Origin of the sequence: Pyrobaculum neutrophilum V24Sta, from assembly GCF_000019805.1 — an archaeon.
GTDB classification, from domain to species: Archaea; Thermoproteota; Thermoprotei; order Thermoproteales; family Thermoproteaceae; genus Pyrobaculum; species Pyrobaculum neutrophilum.
In genome coordinates this window covers 939466-956716 of the sequence record NC_010525.1, presented here as the reverse complement: position 1 = coordinate 956716, position 17251 = coordinate 939466, and the positions used below count along the sequence as shown (strand labels likewise).

Below are 17251 nucleotides of genomic sequence, written 5' to 3'. Positions count from 1 at the left end.
ATTAGAGCCTTTAATGGCAGAGCGGCGAAGAGGGCGGAGAAAGCAATAGCGGTACGCGCCACACGGCCGCCCAAAAAAACACGCAAGATGGCCCCGGCGGGGGGACGCCCCGCCGCGGTGCCCGCTCCGCCGCGGCCCCCGGGCAACGGCCGAGCCCTCGGGAAGCCACGCCTTAGGGGTGGGAGTCACATCCGCCGTGTCCCCTTTGAGGCTAACACGCGCGCCGTTTGAGGAGGTTTTAGGGTTGAGTTTTTCAGGCTCTGGTTTATGTGGCGCTGCCTGGTGGGGGGATTCGCCTTGGCGTGGCGGGCGTGGCCGCATAGGGTGGGGGCTAGAGCTTTCGGCGGCGTTGTGGAGGGGGGTCTTCGGCGAGTTGGGCTACCGTGTTGGGCGCGGCGGCTCTTGGGGGTGGGGTTGGCGTCTTTAGGGGGGTTCTGAGGGGGCTGTTGTTTTGAGGTAGTGGCGGCGTGGCTTTATCTCTACGCCGTAGATCTCCAGCTTGGGCTTGAGCTTGGGTATCTCTATGTCGAATTTGGCGAGGGCTACCACCCTCTTGCCCCGGTACTTCGCCAGCATCTTGTGGCCCACAGCCTCCACCGTGGGGGCCACCACCTCTCCGCCGTCTACATACACGCCGAATTCCTCGTCTAGCTGAGCCGCCGCGTCTATGCGCTCCACTTGGAAGATCGCCTTCTTGGCGGCTTCTCTGTAGGTGGGGTTGAGCCTCCGGCCGTCGAAGACGCCGGGGAGCGTCGCGGCGTCGCCCACAAACTCGTCGTAGGGCACCACAGGCGTGTCTTTAAAGACGGCGGATCTGAAGTAGGCGTAGCCCCTGGGGTTCCAGAAGAGCCTCTCCACAAAGCTCATTACGTAGGCGTAGGCCTCACCTCCCAGCTCCTCCCTAACCGCGGCGGAGATCCGCTGGAAGACGGCGCTGTACCATCGGGGGGAGCAGTAGAGATGCCTCGAGAGGGTTGGGTCGTACCTCCAGTAGACGAGGCCGGCGGCCCTCAGTTGCTCCGGCCGGCCCTGAGCCATCGCAAGGTAGGCCTCGAGCTCCTCGGCCTCCATACAGCGGCTGTAGGGCCCCTCCTCAGCCTCCCAGTAGAGGTGCTTGATGTAGAGCGATGCGGGGCCCCACAGCTCCTCCCTCCCGATTACGGCCTGTGAGATCCACTGGTGGAGGCCGTTGAGGAACTGCTGGTCTTGGCTCAGCCGGCTTAGGACCTCGGCCAACAGCTCCCGTTCAAGCCGCTCTACGGCTTGTCTCACGTAGCTCCCCAGCTCCCGCGGCAGGCCCATGGCCTCCGCCTCGTCGGACGCGTCGCCTCCCTCGAACTCCACCAAGACGAGGTAGGCCAGCGGCGGGAAGTGGCGTAGGAGGTTCCTAACCCCCGCCCCCTTAACGTGGAGCGGAAGCATAGACGATTTTCCTCGTCTCTGGACATTCGTCGGGAAACTCGTGGGAACACGTCCTCCACCTGGGACATCTAGCCGCAATTATATCAACATTCCCATTTCGAACTCTTATGAAGATCTCTACGTTGCCTCTTCTAAACATATAAGGCTTCATAATTTCGAGGTGAGCTTCATAAGATTTCACCAGAATCTCTTTTTCTATGCCGAGAGTGTCGCTAAGCGACCTAAATCCTCCGCGGATATGCTCTGAGATGTACGCGGCGGCTCCGTGGGGTGAACAAATGTAGGCCGACCTTAGATCAAAACCGAGCTTAGAAAGCGACGCGCCTAGGATTATAAGCCACGCGAGGATGGAGAGAGGAGGGGCTGACAGACCCCATATCTTAGCCACGTAGGGCAACGCCAAGGTATTGCCGTGGAAGAGAAGCGCTATGGCGGCTTTGACGTTGGCGATGTATTTCACTGAAAGCGGGAGAACTAGTCTATTGCCCACCAGCCATCTAAATCCCTTATAGACCGAAGATACCTGTAGTGGCGTATTCTTATACACCTCGTAGGGACTACAGGAGGAGGGGTATCTAGAAAGACAGTATTCTAAAATAGCCCTCTGGTTGTCCGTGAGGGGGGGAATAAGGCCTTTCCACGCCTCTCTAAATCGAGAAAGAAGATTTTCCACGAACTACTCTACCGGCGTTTTTTAAGTTTTTACTACACCGCATAGGTGTAGTAAGCCTCAAATTTCTCCGCGCCCTGGATACGGTGTCTAGCGCCGGGATGTACTTCTTTTTAAGCAGGCTTGTCCTCAAGGAGCTTGAGCCCGCCGAGCTACCACAGGTGGAGAAGGTCGCCGCCGAGCTTCCAGAGCCCTATAGAAGCGCTATGTTGGGCGAGCTGAAGAGGGAAGAGGCCTACCTCAGGCTGAGGGTTGACTACACAAAGACCTTCATCCAGTATGTCCACCCCTATGAGTCCGTCTTCAGGGACCCCTCTGGACTGCTATGCACGGATCTTTCAAGCGAGGTGGTGAGGTTCTACAGGAAGATGGGCTACGAGCCCGACCTCAGGGAGGCTAGGGTGCGGTGCGGAGATCACCTAGGCCTAGAGCTGGCCTTCGTTGGAATACTCCTAGAGGAGGGTAAGACCGCCGAGGCCCTCCAGTTCCTAGAACGGCACCTACTTAGGTGGGGGCCTCTCGCCGGGATAGCCATTAGGGAGGCCGCCTCTACGCCCTTCTACTCGGCGGTGGGGGATCTCGTCGTGAAGTTCCTACTTGAGGACTATGAAAATCTACGCTGACTTCGGCAGGTGCGTCAGGGGCTTCTGGACAGGCGCAAGCTGTAGAAAATGCGTTGACGTGTGTCCCGCGGGCGCGCTCTACGTCGAGGGGAGGTTTGTGAAGGCCGAGCCAAGCCTCTGCGTCGGTTGCGGCGTCTGCATGTCGGCATGTCCCACCGGCGTCTTCACAGCCCAGCTGGGGCCCTACATCAGCTGTAGAGAGGGCGGGGTCTGTATAAACGGCCTAAGGGCGGAGGACTACCTGAGGCTGGTGGAGAAATACGGCGAGGTTACGGTAGACGCCAGATGCGACGACTGTAGCCTCAGGGGTAGGGGGCTAGAGGAGCTTGAGAAGGCGGTGAAGGCGGGTCTAAAAATTAGGGTTATCAGAGGCCGCGGCGGCGACGTAGGCAGAAGGATGCTCCTCCGGAGGGGCCTCGCCAAGCTCGCCGGCGGCGACTTACTTGAGGTGAAGAGGGGCCCGCCCCGGCGTATCTCCTACGACAGAGAGAAAGCGGTGGAGCTGGGCTTGGTCAGCCCCAGGAGGCCGGCTATCGACGTGGAGAAGTGCACGGCATGCTTCCTATGCGCCGGCGTGTGTCCAATACAAGCCATTGAGGTAGACGAGGACGAGGTTATGCTAAAGGTAGACGGCTACAAATGCGCGGAGTGCGGCCTCTGCGCCGAGGCTTGTCCAGAAGGCGCGATCAAGCTCGTGGAGGGGGGAGAGCCCGTGGAGACCTACCTATTCGAGGTGGAGCAGTGCCCCAACTGCGGCACGGTGTATCCCAAGAAGAGGGGCGTGTGTCCTGTGTGTGGAGTTGGGAGAGAGCTGATTAGGGAGGTGTATGGAGTGTAGCTACTGGCCCAGGCCCGTTGACCGGGCAGTGCTGGCAGATCTAGAGCAGAGGAGGCCCGGCGCGTTGCTAGGGCCGAGGAGATCCGGCGTTTCAACGACGGCGAAGAGACTAGCCAACATCGCGGGGGTGGAGGTTGGCGAGGGTTTAAAATGCGGCTCCTACGCCGTGGTGGAAGTCTCACCTGCAGAGGTTGAGAAGGCCGTCAGGTGCGGCGCCTTTGCGGTGGCCACAGGTCCGCTTGCAGAGGTGATGGAGGTGGCTGGGAGGGTTGGGGCCTACGTTATGCCGCCGATGAGCAAGGCGGAGCTGCTGGAGTTTCTCGCAACGTTCGGCCAAGCGACTGAGCCTGACGCCGCCGAGGACTTGATATACATCACAGGCGGCTACCCCGAGGCCCTCTGCGCCGCCCTCGAGAAGTTGAACTACCCTGGGAAGATCGCAAAAGAACACGTCGAAGAGCTGGGCTTGAAGCCGCTGTGGTTCTTAGAAGCTGTGGAGTCCTTCGGGCCGGACTTTCTAAAGGGCGCAGTCCTCGGCTACCTCTCGGAGGAGGAGCTGGGGCAACTCGGCATTAGGCCGGGGGCGTGGTTCGAGAGGCGGGGTGACACATATGTGCTTAGGTTGCCGTGGCTTCAGTTTTTTGCCGTGAAGTACGACCCGGAGCTGGCCAAGGGGCTTCTAGAGGAGGCGCTGAAGATAGTAAAAGACCCAGTCCGCCGGCTCTACTACGAGGCGTTGCTCTGGAGGCTGGGGGTCAATAAATACTTGGAAGACAGCGCAAAATACGTCGACGCCCTCTTCCAAGCTCCGCCGCAGGTGGCCGCCGACTTAGCTATCTACTTTCTGGAAAGCAGGGCCGGGGGGAGGAGGGGCGAGGCGAAGGCGATTCTAGCCCTAAGCGAGGCTATGCGGTATTTAGAGTTCACCACTGCCGACGTCGTATACCTCGCCAGGAGGGCCGCCGCACTCGCGCCGGCGGAGGAGGCCTACAGCGCCCTCTACAACCTGGGAGCCCTCCTCCTGGGCCGGGGGAAGTACAGAGAGGCGGAGTCCGTCCTCTCGATAGTTGAGGATCTGCTCTTCAAGCTGGAGGGCGAAGACTGGATAAGGGCAAAGAGAGTCCTCCACCTCCTCCTCGCCTATAGAGAGGCTCTGCTGGGCAACTGGAGGGAGGTGAAGCGCCTCCTTGAGGATGAGCACGCGGCTCTCCGCCTGGAGAGGAGCTTTGAAGACGTGGTGAAGCTAAACCTGGGCTGGGCCTACATCATGCTTGGGGAGTTCAAGGCGGCGCGGGAAATGCTGAGGAGATACAGGGGCTTCCAAACCGCGGCTTTGTTCTTCCTAACGTCGAAGAAGGCCGCCGCAGTTAGGGAGTACGCCAGGAAGGCGGGGGCGGACGTAATCGCGGCGCTGGCCGGCCTAGCCGCTGGCTTAGACGTCAGAGGCGAGCTGGAGAAACTAGACATCAGGCCGGAGCTGAAGACGTTGTTGAAGCTACTGGCCGAGGGGGCGGAGCCGAAGGCGCTCGCCTCTGTAGCCTCTAGGATAGACCCGATGGACAAGCTGACGCTGTTTTACCACGCGGTAGAGGCATATCTCCTCTTGAGATGGGGCGCCGCGAGGAGGGAGGAGGTGCTGGAGTTCTACGAGAGGCTGAAAAACGCGGTTGGCCAAGCCGGAATCCCCGGCGCGGCGCGGTATATGAAGCCGGAGCTCCCCTCCCTAGCCAGGCTCGCCGTATTCTTTCTTTAGCCTTAGAAAGCCTTGGTAGATCCTGGCGGTCTCCCTAATCCTCTTCTTCAGCTCCTCAGCCCTCTCAAGACTCCACCTGAGGTACTCGCCGGCTCTTGGATACTTGTTTACGTAGGTGGCCACCTCCCTCGCCCTCTCGTCTATGAGCTTGCTCAGCTCGTTTAGAAACGCGTCTAGCTTCTCCATGTCGAGAGCCGCCTTCATGACCTCCTCGAAAAACCACTGCCGCTCGTTGCGGGGCATGGCCGGCACGCCGAGAGACTCGGCGATCTCTAAAACGTCGGGCACCGAGATGTAGAACCCCGCCTTAGCCGGGGCGGAGAGAAGCCTAGCCAGCTGCCTCACCGCCACAAGCACACCGTAGCCCTGTACATACTGCATCTTTTCATCGAGACTCATCCACAAACTTCTATCTTTAGTTTATATACCATGCTACACCGGACTTGGGAAATTTGCAATATAAGACCTTGGCAGTAAAGGGAATATGCCTAAACTCGCGATGGCCACGATTGAGGACCTCTGTATGCTATGCTGGGCGTGTGTCGCGGCGTGTAAGCAGGAGTTCGACGTACCGCTTGGGAAATGGAGGCTGTTTATAACGGAGCACTACGCCGGCGAGTATCCAAACGTCGTTGGCTACATACTCCATCTGCCCCAGTGTAACCACTGTGAAAACGCACCCTGCGTCAACTCGTGCCCCACCGGCGCTCTTAGACACAACCCGGAGACGGGCATAGTCCAGCTGGACAAGGACCTCTGCATCGGCTGTAGGGCGTGCACCAGGGCGTGTCCCTACAACGCCGTCTATATAGACCCCCGTACGAACAAGGCGGATAAGTGCACCTTCTGCGAGCACCTTGTCTACTCTGGCCTCCTCCCCGCCTGCGTCGCGGCGTGTCCCACGGGAGCCCGCATATTTGGAGACATCGAAGACCCCAACTCCCTCATTGGGAAGCTCTACAGAGAGGGGAGGATTAAGCCAGTGGGCAAGGTGGCGGAGGTGGTGAAGCCGAGGCTCTTCTTCGCGCCGTTTGGAGCAGAGAGGCCCATAAACACAGACGCCGGCGCGTTTAAGAAAGTGGTCACAGCCGAGGCCAGCAACAGAGCTCTTGTCGACACCGTCGTCGACCTCAGCACCTGGAACCCAAACGCAGACCCTGCGCTGCAGCCCGGCGCACACCCCGAGTGGTCTCCTGAGCCAAACGCGCTGGGGCTCTGGAAGCAGTACAGACCGACGAAGGACCCCTCAACTGCGGAGCTGAGCAACGCAGTTAGGGATACCCGCCAGGCGTTGGTATACGCGGCCATTGCGCTGTTGGTAATCGCCGGCGCGGGCGCGGTATGGACAGGGCTAATAAAGCCGGCGCACTAGGGCTATGAGGCCGTTGATAAAGACCGAGGGGGGCAAGGAATACGTCCTTAGGTTTAAGCCCGCTACGCAGATTGCGCATTTGTTCCTACTCGTGGGCATGACCATCAGCTTCATAACGGGCCTCCCCATGTTCTTCAAATTCGGCGAGGTCAACATATTCGAGGGGCTTGGGGCGGCGCTAGGCCTGCCGGCGCCGCACACCTCCAGCCAGCTGATAAGCATACTCCACGACTGGGTTGGGCCAATACTGATGCTCATAGGAGTGTTGATTGTCCTGGCCGCCTCAGACAAGAGGGCTGGGCTTAGGGAAATCACGAAGTTCGGCGAGGCGCTCCGCGTGTTTAAGGAAGTCGCCGAGTACAGGCTAGGCCGTAGAAAGGAGTATCCGCCCACGCCGTTCTACCACCCGTTCCAAGTTATGTGGGTGTGGGGCGTCATCTTGGGGCTACTCCTCCTGGGCGTATCCGGGCTGTTCCTGGTGGTGGAGAAGTGGTTCTATATGCAGATCCTACCGCCTTGGTGGAGGGGCTTCATGTCGCTGTTGCACATATTCGGCGCGTTCATCTTCTACGTCGCACTCCCCATACACTTCATCATGTCGATCTTCCCCACCAACTGGCCGATGCTGAAGTCGCAGTTGTTGGCGAAAGGCTATGTGCCGATTGAGTGGTGGATGGCGCACCACAAGGCGTATGTGGAAGAGGTGAAGAAGAGGGGTGGGCCATGACGGAGGCGGTCCTCTCTAGGAGAGACTTCCTAAAGGCGAGCGCCGCGGCGATGGCGGTGGGGATCGCCGCCGGCGCCTTTGTAAAAGCTCAGCTCTACAGCGAGGTGGAGCAGGACCAGAACTGGTGGAGCGGCGCCACCGGCAAGTTCAAGGGGTACCCAACCCTATACCGCGTCCCGCCCACTGGCGGGGTGAAGGAGGTGGGCGGCTCCTTCGAGGTGAGCACCCCCGACGGGCTGAAGACCATATCTCTGAAGTGGTGGGAGAACTGGATAGACTGGCGGGAGTACGACGCTAAGGCGTGGCCTAAGCCCAGGGAGAGGAGGTACTTCATAGCCACCGGCGGAGTCTGCGGCGGGTGCGAGGTGAGTTGCCACTTCGTGGTGTGGATAGACAAAGACACGAGACTGGCGCGGAAGGTAATGGTCAACCCGCTCAACAAGAGCAACTGGGGGCTCTGCGTGCGCGGCCAGAGCGCCGCCGCCGCGGCGGCCCACCCAGACAGGATAGTGTATATACTAAGCAAGATAGACCCCAAGACGGGCAAGAGGGTGGGCGCCAGGGGCGACGACAACTTCGTTAGGGTGACCTACGACGAGTCTCTCGAAATCGTATCTGACTACTACGCAAAAGCCTTCTACGAGTACTTCGTCGAGGGCAACCCCATAGGCTCGACGAGGTTGCACTGGCACGAGGGCAGACCTCTACAGACCGGCTACTTCACCCACCACCCCTGGGTTAAAGACTGGGAGCAACAACACGCCTTCGGTAGCCACACCAACCTGTGTTCGGCTGGAGCCCGCCTAGGCAACAACCTCTGGATCGCCATGGACCGCAACTCGCCGGATTACTACAGGGCGAAGGTGGTGGTCAATCACGGCATGGGCCACCTGGGAGACGCTGCTCACTTCCTAATGTCCCACGGCCCTAGGCTGGCGGTGGCGAGGTTAAAGGGGACTAAGATCATCTCGGTGAGGGAGAAGTACTTCCACACGGAGCTTCTAGCCGACTACTGGGTGACTCCGTGGCCTGGCACCGAGGCGTGGCTGTGGGCGGCTGTGGCAAACGTCCTCATCAACGAGCTAAACGCGGTGGATTGGGAGTTCGTCAGGAGGTGGTGGAACTGGGACTGGTTCCTGAGGGATAGGAAGCTGCTGCAACACCTCTACAACATGGGCTACATAAAGACGCTCCCGCCCGACGACATATACGGCGTGACGGAAGACGGCGTGGTTTACATAAAGGACTACGCCAAGGCGTGGGACTACTTCCAGAAGTTCCTAAGGGAGTACTTCGCGAACTTCACCCCCGAATACGCCGCGTGGGTCACGAGGCTAAACGCCAAGACGCCGCCGCCCGACCCGTTGAGTGAGGAGGAGGTCAGAAACGCCGCCGCCTTGATACGCGCCATAGCTAAAGAAGTCGCCGCGGCGGGCAAGGCGCTGTCTATAAACCAGTGGCGCGGCCCCGGCCAGACCTACGGCGGGTGGATGCTGGCGAGGATGTTCTTCTTACTAATAGCGCTGACAGGCGCCGTCGGCACTGTGGGAGGCACCGGCGCGGCCTCGTGGCACAACACCGACTTCGTGTACTACTGGTGGCAGGGCACCCTCGCGGCCCAGGTGCTGAAGAGGAAGCTAGACGGACCCGCCGTCTGGAACATAAACATGATAGCGCCAGAGGAGAGCGCCTTCGGGTCCTACGACCCCACCAACACCATACCCTTCAGGATGTACGACCCCGAGTGGCAGGAGTACTGGAGAAGCCTCGGCTTCGCGGTGCCCGACAGAGTGTATGTATGGATTTCCCGTGTGGTGAATCCGCCAGCCACATATCAAGCCGGCGCCCAGTGGGTGAGGTTCTTCGCAAACCCAGAAAAGGTGGAGCTGAAGGTACACATGACCCAGTTCTGGAACGAGACCTGCTACTTCTCAGACCTCTGCATATCTGAGGGGCACTGGTTCGAGCGCCACGACCCCCAGCCGGCCGCCCCCGGCATATATGCGCCAGATAGGTGGTTCAGCGTGCGGTGGCCCTCCTACGTCATATTCTTGATGAGGATGGGCTGGAGGCCGAAGGACCCGCACAGATCTGCGCTTGAGGCCCACCAGCAGATAGGCCTTGGCGACGTCATCTCGCCGGAGGAGTGGTATCTGGAGCTGGCCTGGAGAACCATAGCGAAGACTGTGCTTATGGCTAAGAAAAACGGGAAGCCAGTGGAGGATCTGCTAAGGGATAAGGAGGTGGACTACCTGGGGGCCAAGGTGAAGATACCCAGCCTCGCCGACAGGCTGGCCTTCCTAATCGATGTCAACAGAGGCAAGCGCTACGCGGCGCAGCTCGGCATTCCGCCCGAGCAGTTGCCCGAGAAGCTGATTAGGGACCTCTACGACGGGAAGATCACCTACGAGCAGTTCGTAAACGACATTAGGAAGCAGGTGGTGCCGACGATGTGGGATATGTACAACTGGGCTGTATACGCCTACTCGCCCACCGTCGTCAAGTTCTCAAAGGACAAAGGCCTGGAGCCCGTGGAGGCGCTGGAGCTGTACCAGTTCGTCATACACGACACTAACGTATACGCCGAGAAGACCTACCTAAAGAAGGTGCCGAGGGAGCAGGTGGCTAGGGTAGACCCCATCACGAAGCTGGCCTACGACAAGGCGGGGGGCATCGCCGGCGTAGAAATCGACGGCGAGATATACCTCGGGTTCAACGTCCTCGGCACAGTCACCCACACTCTGAAGCTTGAGTGGTACAACCCGGCCATGGCCGAGCAGGAGCTGAGAGAGGTGTCTATACCCATTATCCCATTGGAGGCGGACCTAAAGAAGGCCATTGCAGGTGACTTGGGGACGGTACAGAAGCTGATAAACGCGAAGCTACACTTCGTCATACCGATTCACGACTTCTGGGCGAGGATCCCCGGCTTAACCACCGGCGTCGACCCGAGGAAGGGCGAGTTCGACTTCGTCGCCAACTCCCGCTTCCTGTACCAAGGCGAGAACTCCCGCGTGCAGCAGATGTGGTACTCCTTCGAGCTGTGGCCCTCGCTCTACCTCTGGATGAACCCCATAGACGCCCAGCTGCTGGGCCTCAAGACCGGCGACGCGGTGAGGGTGAGGTTCTTAATCCAGGCGTTGAATGACCTTGAGGTCTCGAGCATGGTGACGAAGGTGTGGGTCACTCCCAGGGTGAGGGAGGGCGTCGTGGTGCTTCTACACGGCGCATATAGGTGGAGGCCGGCTTGGTGGAACCACAGCAGAGTGTTGGAGGTCGCCGGCTCCTACCCAACCTCCGCGGTCTTCCAGACCGTCGACATCAAGGTAGACGGCGCAGGCCTCGTGGATAAGATACGGGCGGGGGACTTCAACTGGAAACGCCTCAAGTGGACTAAGGTCGCCGACCCCGCGCCCCTCACTGAGGAGGAGCTCGGCAAGATCGCGATTACGAAGCTGTACAAGGAGAGGGGCATGCCCTATTGGGACCTCGCCAAGTACGTCTGGTGGAAGGAGACCGGCACCACCTACGACTTCGTACTCCCGCAGACCAATGACCCAATCGCCTGGACTAACCTCTGGCACTTCAAGGTCAAGATAGAGAAGGCGGATCCCAAGGAGTACGGCTCTATGGAGTTCGACTTCGAGGCCGCGAAGGCCGCCTTCGACTTCTTCTACAAACTACTGACACACGGCAGCAGAGGCAAGCTGGCCCAGGGCATATACAGCCTGTGGTCCCAGAGGTGGGGCGGGCTGAGGCTGGAGTTCCCACGTATACTCGGCATAATCAGGGGAGAGGTGCTGTGCCCCAAGCCCGGCGCGCCCGGTTGCGCGAGGCCCGACTTGGTCAGGATGAGGCGCACCTTCCTGTGGGGCCTGGGCATAGGCCCCAAGCCCGCCAAGTCTGCCTACTACTGGCCTCCGAAGGTGCCGGACCTCCGCGAGCTTCCGTGATATACATATACTCCGTCCCCGAAACCCACCCCTTTTTGATAAACCTCCTGAGGGGGAGGGGCAAAACCCTCTCCCTCCCACTGGCCCACTGCCCCCTCCTCATCTCCCATGCCTACGGCCGCCTCTCAAAGAGGCAACTGCTCGAGAAGACGGGCTTCTCCGACGCCTTCTACGCGAGGGGGGAGGGCCTCATTAGACAGTTGCACGGCCTTACCAAGAGGTTCGAGGTTAGGTGCTACTACGACCCCGACCTGGTAAAAGGCCGGGAAAGGGCGATGTATCAAGCGGCGCAACTGGCCTTCCTCAAGCTACGGGGGGTTGAGGCTGATGTGAAAATCGAGTTCCCAAGACTAGGCGGCTGTGTGGAGGGGGACTTCGTCGTTGTGGACAACTACATCGACTTCCTCACGCTGAGGGGATGCGGCGAGTGGATCTACCTCAGGGAGCCCAAGCCGACCCCCGTCGAGGAGTTCATACTAACGGGAGATCTCGACGTGCAGCGCTACCTGGCCCACCTCTCGGTGGCCCACAGAGAGGGGCTGGCCCGAGCCCTCTCGCTATGAAGCTAACTAGGAGAGTCGCGGCGATAGACGGGCGGAGGTGCGCAAAATGCAACCTCTGTGTAAGAACATGCCCCACCGGCGCTCTGAAGCCTCCCCGCGTCCTCTACTCACGTTGCACCGGTTGCGGCCTCTGCACCTATACATGCCCAAGGGGGGCGATAGAGATGGCGACTAGGCCTAGCCTTGCCGCCTACCTCCTCATCGGGGTGCTGGCCCTCGCCGCCGTGTCCGCGGCTGGGCTGATCCTCCTAACGCCCTACCTCTACCCAAGCCACGCCCAGACGCTTAACTTCACGGCAAACGTAACACTGCCAACCTTCACCCCCACCAACGCCACAGTGCCTACGGGGGAGGAGGCGGCAGGCGCAGGCTCGGGCTTCGGGTGAAAATTTATATTGTACATAATTATAATTGTGCGTGTCTGTCAGATGGGTTTTGAGGAGGGCTCTGGAGTTGGGGTCCTTTTCCGTCTACCGCCTCGCCTCCCTCTCCCCGTTTTCAAACTCAACCGTCTACTACGCCGTTGAGAAATTGAACAGAGACGGGGCTCTCCGCTGTGGAGCAGGCAGATGCGAGGCCAACGCGGGTGCCTACCTAGCCTACTACCGGGCCTTCGGTTGCGACGACGTTTTGGCTGAGGCAGTCAAGAGGGAGTTCGGCCAGTTTGACAGAGATGAGATCTGCGGCTTTTTTGCGTCGCTTGCAGATACGCATCCCGGCACGTGGCTGGAGCTGGCCGTGGCGGCTCTCCTCCGGGGGGTTAAAAGCAGTCTTGTCGCCGCAATAGCCGCGAAATACGGCATGGAGCTAGACGAGATCCACCGGGGAGTCGCTGTGAACGGAGTTTTCGCCGGGCACTGCAGGAGGTGCGGCCTCGTGGTTACGCCATGTATAAAGAAGTAGGGGGAATCAAGATAGCTGTAGATGCTGAGGTCGAGGTCTACGTAAACGGCGAGAGGTCAGCCGTATTCATAACGGCTCCGGTCGATCTGGAGGCTCTAGCCTACGGCTACTTATACTCGGAGGGGTACATAGACGACCTATCCCAAGCCGGCCTAAAAATAGAGGGTAGGAGGATCTGGGCCGAGGTGTCGAGGGGGAGAGCAGCCGCGGTTTCTACATATACGGAGGACTGCGGCGTGGCGCCCCTCGTTAAGTTTAAGAAAGGCGTCGAGGTTCCGCTGGACGTCGCCGTCGACCTCGCGAGGGAGTTCGCCAAATACACGGTTTGGCATGTCGAGCCCGAGCTGGCTATGCACACCTCGGCCCTCTACGTGGACGGGGTTTGGCTTGTCGTCCACGACACAAGCCGCCACAGCGGGGTTGTCAAGCTCGTGGGGAGGTACCTAATGGAGGGCCTCGTGGGGCAGAGGAAGATAGGCTTTACCACCGGCCGCGTCTCGGCAGACATCGTAAATAGGCTGGCCTCCATTGGAGTCTCGGCGATAGTCTCACTCCGGGGGCCCCTCTACAGCGGGGTCGAGGCGGCTTGTAAGCTGGGGATCCCCCTGGTGGCCAACGTAAAAACCAGAGGCTTCACCCCGCTCTGCCCCTCCACCATATAAATTTTGTTCGAGGCCCGCTCGAATACGGCATATAAGCCAAGTCGGAGGAGGGGGCATGCCGGAGTCTTTTGAGGCCGCTCTTAAGGCGGCGGAGGTCCAGTACGCAAGAGTTAGGAGAGACATTGAGGATCTACTCGGCGTGATGCCCGAGGCAGCGGACGGCCTATCCAGCCTCTACGAAGCCGCCGAGGACTACACCTGCTTCACGGCGAAGAAGTTGCTAGGCCGGAGGGATAAGGGGGCGGCTAGGAGCGTGTTATGACGCTGGCAACGACGAGGAGGGGCCTGCTGAAGATAGCCGCGATCGCGGGCACCGCCTTCGCGCTTCCGGCGTCGGGGCAGGTGCCGTTTAAGGAGTGGAAGACGCAGTGGGCTCTCGGGGAGATCGGTGGGAAGGCCGAGGTGGTTAAGGCCTCCGTGGTGCCGGTGATATGCCCGTACTGCTCCATGGGATGCTCCATCGACATGTACGTCGCGGGCGACAGGGTGGTACACAGCACAGGTTCACAGGACTCCTACATAAACTGGGGGGCGCTGTGCCCCAAGGGCAAGGCGGCTTTCCAGCTCGTGGAAAACGAGCTTAGGCTTAGAAGGCCGTTGATTAGGACAGGCCCCAAGCCGCCCCCTGAGGAGCTCCTCAACGCCAAGAGCTGGGACGAGCTGGTGGCTGTAGCCAAGAAGTACCCGCCTAAGTGGAGGGAGGTCAGCTGGACGGAGGCGCTTCAGTACATTGCGGAGAGGCTAGGCGAGATTTTAAGCCGCTGGAGGCAGAGCACTGGGGCGCCGGCGCAGAAAGACGGGTACTACTACGTGGGCAAGGACGTGCCTCTCCAGATAATAGGCTCCTCCATATTGACAAACGAGGAGGCCTTCCTCAGCAGAAAGCTGGCGGTGTTTCTGGGCACGGCCAACATGGACTCGCAGTATAGGAAGTGCCACTCGAGCACCGTCTCGGGACTCGCTGTGACGTACGGCTGGGGCGCCGAGACGGCCTCCATTGAGGACGTGGCGCTGGCAGACGTGGTTCTCTTCTTCTCCAGCCCCGCCGAGGCCCACCCCCTGTCTTTCCAGTACTTCCTCAAGGGGAAGAGGGAGAGGGGCACCATCTTCATAGCCTTCGACCCGAGGTACTCCAGAACCGCCGCGGCCTCCGACATCTGGGTGCCTTTTAGGCCGGGGACAGACGCCGCCGTCTTAAACTACATACTCCACTACGCCTTCTTCGAGAGGAACCCGCCAATAGATCAGCTTCCGGAGTTCCGCAGGCTGATGTCTAGGTGGAACATAACTGACGACGACTTGGCGGATTTGAAGGAGCTCCTCAGGGACTACACGGCGGAGGAGGTGTCGAGGATATCGGGCGTCCCCGCCGATCTGCTGAGGACGGTGGCCCAGATCTACGTGGAAAACAGCGGCGTTGTTACAAACCACAAGAAACACGGCGTCATCCAGTGGGCCATGGGGCTCACCCAGCACACAAACGCCACGATCAACATCATCCGCGCCGCCGCCATCGTGCAGCTCCTGCTGGGCAACGTCGGCTTCCCAGGCGGCGGGACCCACCCCTTCAGAGGCCACAGCAACGTCCAAGGCGCCAACGACGTACAGGGCGGGGGCTGGGACTCTTTGCCCGGCTACCACGGAAACCCCACCAGCGCCTTCGAGGTGAGGCTTTACCAAGACTGGAAGCTACAGGGCATGCCAGACGCGTGGAGCTGGGAGGTCCCCCAGTGGGCCCGCGGCAAGTTCTCCACGGCCGCCCCCGACAAGGGCAAGGCCGATCTGGCCAAGGTCCTACAGGTGTTCAAGTTCTACGGCTGGCGTAGGCTGGAGCTGGCGTGGGGTCTCTTCTGCGGCACCAAGCCCGAGGAGGACCCAGCCAACGGCACAGTCGTATGCGACTTCCCCTTCGGCACAGGCTCCTCGGAGATAACCTTCGTAAGGAGGGCCCTGGCAGGCGAGATAAAGGCGGCCATCATATTCGGGGAAAACCCAGCCGTGACGAACCCCAACGCCAAGCTGGTGTGGGCAGCCCTATCCTCCCTAGAGCTTCTGGTGGTAAGCGACATATTCCAGAGCGAGACCGCCTGGTTCGCAGACGTGGTCCTGCCGGCGGCGTCTTTCGCGGAGAAGGAGGGCACCCGCACCGACGGAAACAGAGTGATCCAGTGGACATACAGGGCTGTGCCGCCCAAGGGGGAGTCCAGGCCGGACTACTGGATCATAACCAAGCTCTATGAGGCCTTGAGGAGGGGGGGCGTCATCCAGCTACCCAGCGAGGCGGCTGGGGTGAGGAGGGAGAGGGTGGCGTTCAGAAAGGGGGGAAGCCTCGTCTTCATATACGAGAGGCCTCTCAGGCCCGACGAAAGCTGGAACTACTCCGGCGGCACAGGGAAAAGCACGCCGGTGTCGCCCATCGAGGCGGAGGTCAACCCGAGGCTGATAAACAAGGAGATAAACTTCGCCGTCTTCATCTACCAGGGCATATACGACCCCATCAGAGACGAGTTCACCACCATGAGGAGGAGCACAAGGCTGAGGGGAGAGGGGGAGATAGACGGCGTATTCAGCAGACAGTTCAAGGTCTACAAGGACTGGGGGTGGTCCTGGCCTATGAACGTGAGGTTCCTCTACAACTACGACTCGCTGAAGGCGGTGCTGGGGGCTGAGGCAAAGGTGAAGGCCGCTGGGAAGGAGTACGTGGTGACGGGAGAGACCGGCGAGTGGATAGACGAATACACCGGCGAGTACAAGCCGGCGTTTATACCCGGCCACAACTTCTGGGTCCCAAGGGCCTTCAAGCGCAGGCTGAGCGGGGTGGCCGACCTCTTCGGGGGGCTAGACCTCATCACATACATCAGGACAGGCTCCGTGAAGATAGACGGGAGGTTCGCGGTGGAGGAGGGAGACGGCGTTAAAACGATCACCTACGAGGAGTACGCGGCAAAGACCGGCATGAGGTACCTCTGGGTCAACGACACGCTCTACTGGGACGAGGACACCACAGGCTTCAAAGCCGCCGTGAAGAGGCCCTTCTTCTCCGGCGGGGGGTGGCGCGCCTTCAAGCCGAAGATGGAGCAGATGAGGGAGCTGCTCAAGAGGTACTACCAGGAGTCGGGGAGCTTGAAGACGGCCACGTTGAAGGTCATAAGCGAAATGGGCGGGTGGTACGCCGGCTACAACTTCCAGTGGCCTATACACACCGAGCCGGTGGAGTCTCCCGACGTGGAGCTCGCCCTGAGGTACCCAACGCTGGCGTGGCTCAACCCATACAACCTATCCGTCCTCAACGAGCAACCGGATATCGTAAAAGGCAAGCCGGTGGGGGTGGCGCTCGAGCCTAAGGATCTGGAGCAGTTGCCGGGGGAGCTGGTGGTTATGACAAGCAACAGGCTTACGGAGCACTTCCACAGCGGGACCTTGACCAGGAACGTGCCGCTGCTGGCGGAGCTGGTGCCTGAGCCCTTCGTCTACGTCCCCAAGGCCCTCGCCCAGAAGCTTGGCGTGTCGCCTGGTGAGTACGTCGATTTGATCACCGCGAGAGGCGCGGTGAGGCTTAAGGCATATGTGACAGAGGGCGAGGCCTACCTGGAGGTAAACGGCAGGAGGCTACCGGTCGTAAACGTTGTGTGGTCCTTCAGCTTCCTGGGCTACACCACCGGGGCGCAGGCCAACTTCATCAACCCAGACGTGGGAGACGTGGTGACGACCATACAGGAGTCCAAGGCCTGGCTCGGCAAAATAAAGAAGGCCGAGGGGGCGTAG

15 protein-coding genes are annotated in these 17251 nt (G+C 60.2%); 12 read left to right on the top strand and 3 right to left on the bottom strand.

Going from position 1 to position 17251, the window contains the following annotated elements; translation table 11 throughout:
• Positions 1–423: 423 nt before the first annotated feature.
• On the bottom strand, positions 424–1422 hold the full coding sequence (locus TNEU_RS05360; RefSeq protein ID WP_012350420.1) for a hypothetical protein: 999 nt from the start codon (positions 1420–1422) through the stop codon (positions 424–426).
• The gene (locus tag TNEU_RS05355) at positions 1403–2095 is read right to left on the bottom strand and encodes a hypothetical protein (RefSeq protein ID WP_012350419.1); all 693 of its coding nucleotides are present in this window, start codon (positions 2093–2095) and stop codon (positions 1403–1405) included. Before TNEU_RS05355 ends, TNEU_RS05360 begins: the two co-directional genes overlap by 20 nt.
• Before the next feature lie 83 nt (positions 2096–2178).
• On the opposite strand from TNEU_RS05355, the gene TNEU_RS05350 reads away from it, so the two are divergent.
• Genes TNEU_RS05350 through TNEU_RS05340 form a run of 3 tightly spaced genes read left to right on the top strand, consistent with a single transcriptional unit; the run spans position 2179 to position 5306 of the window.
• Positions 2179–2715, top strand: coding sequence for a TorD/DmsD family molecular chaperone (locus TNEU_RS05350; protein WP_012350418.1), 537 nt, complete (start codon positions 2179–2181; stop codon positions 2713–2715).
• The gene (locus TNEU_RS05345; protein ID WP_012350417.1) at positions 2699–3553 is read left to right on the top strand and encodes a 4Fe-4S dicluster domain-containing protein; all 855 of its coding nucleotides are present in this window, start codon (positions 2699–2701) and stop codon (positions 3551–3553) included. The genes TNEU_RS05350 and TNEU_RS05345 overlap by 17 nt, the downstream gene beginning before the upstream one ends.
• Positions 3543–5306, top strand: a complete 1764-nt coding sequence (locus tag TNEU_RS05340) for a hypothetical protein (RefSeq protein WP_012350416.1) — start codon at positions 3543–3545, stop codon at positions 5304–5306. The genes TNEU_RS05345 and TNEU_RS05340 overlap by 11 nt, the downstream gene beginning before the upstream one ends.
• On the opposite strand, the gene TNEU_RS05335 is transcribed toward TNEU_RS05340, so the two are convergent.
• Positions 5277–5705, bottom strand: a complete 429-nt coding sequence (locus TNEU_RS05335; protein ID WP_012350415.1) for a hypothetical protein — start codon at positions 5703–5705, stop codon at positions 5277–5279. The two genes, TNEU_RS05340 and TNEU_RS05335, sit on opposite strands and share 30 nt — an antisense overlap.
• An 85-nt stretch (positions 5706–5790) precedes the next feature.
• Between TNEU_RS05335 and TNEU_RS05330 the strand changes: the two genes are divergently transcribed.
• From TNEU_RS05330 to TNEU_RS05290, 9 genes are read left to right on the top strand one after another with little or no spacing between them, the layout of a single operon-like run.
• Complete coding sequence (locus tag TNEU_RS05330; protein WP_245521933.1) at positions 5791–6678, top strand: 4Fe-4S dicluster domain-containing protein; 888 nt, start codon at positions 5791–5793, stop codon at positions 6676–6678.
• A 4-nt stretch (positions 6679–6682) separates the two neighbouring features.
• Positions 6683–7405: a cytochrome b/b6 domain-containing protein gene (locus tag TNEU_RS05325; RefSeq protein ID WP_012350413.1), complete on the top strand. Its 723-nt coding sequence runs from the start codon at positions 6683–6685 to the stop codon at positions 7403–7405.
• Positions 7402–11358, top strand: coding sequence for a molybdopterin dinucleotide binding domain-containing protein (locus tag TNEU_RS05320; RefSeq protein WP_012350412.1), 3957 nt, complete (start codon positions 7402–7404; stop codon positions 11356–11358). The genes TNEU_RS05325 and TNEU_RS05320 overlap by 4 nt, the downstream gene beginning before the upstream one ends.
• Positions 11355–11921 carry a hypothetical protein gene (locus tag TNEU_RS05315; RefSeq protein WP_012350411.1) on the top strand — a complete coding sequence of 189 codons (567 nt, stop codon included), beginning with the start codon at positions 11355–11357 and terminating at the stop codon, positions 11919–11921. Before TNEU_RS05320 ends, TNEU_RS05315 begins: the two co-directional genes overlap by 4 nt.
• Positions 11918–12307 (top strand): ATP-binding protein, encoded by a 390-nt coding sequence (locus TNEU_RS05310; RefSeq protein WP_012350410.1) that lies wholly within the window; start codon positions 11918–11920, stop codon positions 12305–12307. Before TNEU_RS05315 ends, TNEU_RS05310 begins: the two co-directional genes overlap by 4 nt.
• A gap of 31 nt (positions 12308–12338) precedes the next feature.
• Complete coding sequence (locus TNEU_RS05305; RefSeq protein WP_012350409.1) at positions 12339–12824, top strand: hypothetical protein; 486 nt, start codon at positions 12339–12341, stop codon at positions 12822–12824.
• Positions 12809–13486, top strand: coding sequence for a sulfurtransferase FdhD (locus TNEU_RS05300; RefSeq protein ID WP_012350408.1), 678 nt, complete (start codon positions 12809–12811; stop codon positions 13484–13486). The genes TNEU_RS05305 and TNEU_RS05300 overlap by 16 nt, the downstream gene beginning before the upstream one ends.
• A 55-nt stretch (positions 13487–13541) precedes the next feature.
• Positions 13542–13748, top strand: coding sequence for a hypothetical protein (locus tag TNEU_RS05295; RefSeq protein WP_012350407.1), 207 nt, complete (start codon positions 13542–13544; stop codon positions 13746–13748).
• Positions 13745–17251, top strand: a complete 3507-nt coding sequence (locus TNEU_RS05290; protein WP_012350406.1) for a molybdopterin-dependent oxidoreductase — start codon at positions 13745–13747, stop codon at positions 17249–17251. The genes TNEU_RS05295 and TNEU_RS05290 overlap by 4 nt, the downstream gene beginning before the upstream one ends.